5 protein-coding genes are annotated in these 3,677 nt (G+C 64.9%); all 5 read right to left on the bottom strand.

Annotation, left to right across the window (positions count from 1 at the left end; all coding sequences use genetic code 11):
- Positions 1-192: 192 nt before the first annotated feature.
- Positions 193-828: a protein phosphatase CheZ gene (locus VGF12_RS23995; protein WP_414710194.1), complete on the bottom strand. Its 636-nt coding sequence runs from the start codon at positions 826-828 to the stop codon at positions 193-195.
- Between the two features lie 16 nt (positions 829-844).
- Positions 845-1,237, bottom strand: coding sequence for a chemotaxis response regulator CheY (gene cheY / locus VGF12_RS23990; RefSeq protein ID WP_331178564.1), 393 nt, complete (start codon positions 1,235-1,237; stop codon positions 845-847).
- A gap of 56 nt (positions 1,238-1,293) precedes the next feature.
- Positions 1,294-2,292, bottom strand: a complete 999-nt coding sequence (motB, locus tag VGF12_RS23985; protein WP_331178563.1) for a flagellar motor protein MotB — start codon at positions 2,290-2,292, stop codon at positions 1,294-1,296.
- 3 nt (positions 2,293-2,295) lie between these two features.
- Positions 2,296-3,153 carry a flagellar motor stator protein MotA gene (gene motA / locus VGF12_RS23980; protein WP_331178562.1) on the bottom strand — a complete coding sequence of 286 codons (858 nt, stop codon included), beginning with the start codon at positions 3,151-3,153 and terminating at the stop codon, positions 2,296-2,298.
- 89 nt (positions 3,154-3,242) lie between these two features.
- On the bottom strand, positions 3,243-3,677 hold a 435-nt coding region (locus tag VGF12_RS23975; RefSeq protein WP_331178561.1), incomplete at its 5' end, for a class I SAM-dependent methyltransferase.

The following is a 3,677-nucleotide window of genomic DNA, read 5'->3' as shown; positions in this document are numbered from 1 at the left end:
AGCGCTGGACCGAATTGTTCGAGGCCGCCCCGCAAACTTGAGCGGGAAAAGCGGGGTGCTTACCGGCCTTATCTCGCCCACACCAGCGACGTCACCCCCAAAAGCAAAGGCCGGCGCAATGGCCGGCCTTGTCGACGGAAGGTGAGAGGGCGCATGTCGCGCAGCCTACCGGCCGCCGGACTTGCCCCGGGCTCAGAAACCGAGGCTGGCGAGCAAGTCGTCGACCTCGCCCTGGCTGGAGACCACGTCCGTGCGGCCCTCCGGGCTCACGACCGGGCCCTGCAGGATGTTGGGGTCGACCTTCTCGCGCTGTTCGGGAGGTACGACCTGCACCAGCAGCTTGACCAGACTGTCTTCCAGGTCGTTGGCTAGCGTGACGACCTTGGCGACGACCTGGCCGGTCAGGTCGTGGAAGTCCTGGGCCAGCATGATGTCGGTCAGGTGGGCGTCGATGCTCGCGGTGCGGTTCTCGACGTCCTTGACGAAGTTCAACACCGCGCCACTGGCGACGGCCCGTACCGGGTCTGCCACGATGGCTGCGGCCATGTCGTTGGCCGCCTTGCTGATACCGGCATGCTCGGTCTTGGCTTGATCGACCGAGTTCAGCACCTTCTCGGCCGCAGCGGCCGTCTTCGTCGCAATGTAGTTCAGGCGGCTGCGCGCATCGGGCAGTCCGTCGGTGGCCACCTGCAGCTTGGGCATGACGCCCAGGCGCTGCATGGTGTCATGCAGCGTGCGAGTGATCGTTCCGAGCTGTTGGAAGACTTCTGGCGAGACCAGCAGCGGCTCGGAAGCCTTGGCCAGTTGGTCCAACTGTTCCATCGACATGAGCGTCCCCCTGTTATCAGGCCGCCGCGGCCAGCTTCTGCATGATCTTGAGGACTTTTTCTTCCAGCGTGGCCTTGGTGAAAGGCTTGACGATGTAGCCCGCGGCACCCGATTGGGCAGCCAGCACGATGTCCTCCTTGCGGGCTTCGGCAGTCACCATCAGCACCGGCAGGTGCTTGAGGCTGGGGTCTTCCTTGATGGCCTTCAGCAACTCGAAGCCCGTCATGTTGGGCATATTGATGTCGCTGACGACGAAGTCGAATTTGGCGCCCTTGAGCATGTTCAGCGCCTCGACGCCGTCCTCGGCTTCCTCGCAGTTGTTGTAGCCAATCTCCTTGAGCAGGCCGCGCACGATGCGGCGCATGGTGGAGAAGTCGTCAACGACCAGGAATTTCATGTCAGCGCTCATGGCGATCCTCTCTCGGGGGCAGGCGGGATTTCAGGGGTCAGCCCGCAGTCTAGTTTCTAGCGAGCCGGCGCCGGCATTTGAGTTTGCGGCATTTTGCCGCTGCGAGGCACTTCCGTGACGCCGGCCTCCGGCGCGGGCGTGCCGCCGCCCTCCGCGGCAGGCGCATCGGCTTCCGGCTCGTCGGTCACGTTCTTCAGCACGGCGTCCTCCGCATCGCGGTTCATGACGATGATGCTGATGCGCCGGTTCAGTGCGCCGTTGGGGTCCTTCGGGTCCAGCAGCTTGCTGGCGGCCAGGCCCTGCACCCGCAGCATGCGTGCCTCCGACAGGCCGCCGGCGACCAGCTCGCGCCGCGACGCGTTCGCGCGATCGGCCGACAGTTCCCAGTTGCTGTAGCCCTTGTCGCCGCTGGAGAAGGGTTGGGCGTCGGTGTGGCCTTCCACCGTCAGGCGGTTGGGTACCTCGGTCAGCACGCTGCCCAGCTCACGCAGCAGCTCGCGCATATAGGGTTTCACGACAGCACTGCCGCTGTCGAACATGGGGCGGTTGCCCTCGTCGACGATCTGGATGCGCAGGCCTTCCTTGGTCATGTCCAGGCGGATCTGCCCCCCCAATGCGGCCAGCTTCGGGTTCTCGGCCAGCACCTGCTCGACCTTGGCCTTGAGCTGCTCCAGCCGGGCGCGCTCAGCCTTGCGCTGCTCTTCCTTCAGCGCCCGCAGCGTGTAGGTGGAACGTCGGGCCAGGCTGTCACCCTCCTTGACCTGGCCGGTCTCGCGCGTCAAATCCTTGCCGCCGCCGCGCACGACGCTGGACGAGTCACCAGATCCCGAGCCGCCCAGCATGGCGACGCGCAGCGGCGACTGGAAGAACTCGGCGATGCCCTTCTTGTCGCCCTCGGTCGTGGAGCCAAGCAGCCACATCAGCAGGAAGAAGGCCATCATGGCCGTGACGAAGTCAGCGTAAGCGATCTTCCACGCACCACCATGGGCCGCGTGGCCGCCCTTCTTCACCTTCTTGATGATGATGGGCTGGAGCTTTTTCGCGTCTCCTGCCATGGCCTACTTCTTCTTCACGTGGCCTTCCAGCTCGGTAAAGCTGGGACGATCACCCGAGAACAGCACCTTGCGACCGAACTCGATGGCCACCTGGGGTGCATAGCCCTGCATGCTGGCCAGCAACGTCGTCTTGATGCACTGGAATTCCTTGCCTGCGTCCTCGACCTTCTGCTCCAGAAGACCCGCCAGCGGCTCCGCGAAACCGTAGGCCAGCAAGATGCCCAGGAAGGTACCGACGAGCGCGGACCCGATCATGCCGCCCAGCACCGCGGGCGGCTGACCCACCGAGCCCATGGTGTTCACGACACCCAACACGGCGGCCACAATGCCGAAGGCCGGCAGACCGCCGGCCACGCGCTGCAGTGCCGCAACAGCGGCATGTTCTTCCTGGTGGTGGGTCTCGATCTCGCTGTCCATCAGCGCCTCGATCTCATGGGCATTGAGGTTGCCCGACACCATCATGCGCAGGTAGTCGGTGATGAATTCAGTGACGTGGTGATCATTGCCCACCGTCGGGTACTTCTGGAACAGCGGGCTGGAATGCGGATCCTCGACGTCCTTCTCGATGGACATCAGGCCTTCTTTGCGGGCCTTTTGCAGGATGTCGTACATCAGCGCCAGCAACTCCATGTAGCGCGCCTTGCTGTACTTGCCGCCCTTGAAGCAGCGGCCCAGGCCGGCGGCGGTGGCCTTGACGACCTTCATCTGGTTGTTGGCCAGGAAAGCGCCCATCGCCGCACCGAAGATGGTGATCATCTCGAAGGGCAGCGCGTGCAGGATGACGCCGATGTTCCCGCCGTGAGCGATGAAGACGCCGAAGATGCAGGCCATGGAAATGGCCCAGCCGATGATGACGAACATGCGTGGACGTTTTGGAGGTGTTCAGGCCATATCGGCCCGATGCCGGGGGGCTTGAGAAAGTATGCCGCGCCAGACCCGCCTTGAACGCCTCAATTGGCGGGCTTTGACGCGGCATTCCGCCCAGGGCGGTAAAGCCACACATTCTGGCCGCCTGGGAGTTGCCAGCTCGCCACCGGCGGCTGGCCCGTGACCTCGAAGTCCAGGCTGACCAGCCAGGCCTGAGGCGCCAGCTCTGCACAGGCCTTGTCCCAGACGCGGGACATGGATTCGGGCCGCTGGAACACATAGACCAGGGCGAATTGCGCCCAGTCGTCAGCCCACAGGTCTCCCTGCCGCACCCGGGCGCCACGGGCGCGCCACCGGGCCAGCAGGACCAGCGGCCAGCTCCATTCGACGCCCTCCACGCAAGCGTCCGGATAGACGCTCAGGAGCTCGCGCAAACCGTCGCCCGCACCGCAGCCGGCGTCCAGCACGCGAGAATTCGGCGCGAGCGGTGCATGCCCCGGCAGCGGCGCCAGCGCACC

Source organism: Roseateles sp. (assembly GCF_036404855.1).
Lineage (GTDB): Bacteria > Pseudomonadota > Gammaproteobacteria > Burkholderiales > Burkholderiaceae_C > Pelomonas.
This window is presented reverse-complemented; position numbering and strand designations above follow the sequence as displayed.

Coding starts and splice junctions, on each gene's coding strand:
- cheY (WP_331178564.1), bottom strand. CDS start 1,237: ATGAGCGCTGACATGAAATTCCTGGTCGTTGACGACTTCTCCACCATG.
- motB (WP_331178563.1), bottom strand. CDS start 2,292: ATGGCAGGAGACGCGAAAAAGCTCCAGCCCATCATCATCAAGAAGGTG.
- motA (WP_331178562.1), bottom strand. CDS start 3,153: ATGTTCGTCATCATCGGCTGGGCCATTTCCATGGCCTGCATCTTCGGC.
- VGF12_RS23995 (WP_414710194.1), bottom strand. CDS start 828: ATGTCGATGGAACAGTTGGACCAACTGGCCAAGGCTTCCGAGCCGCTG.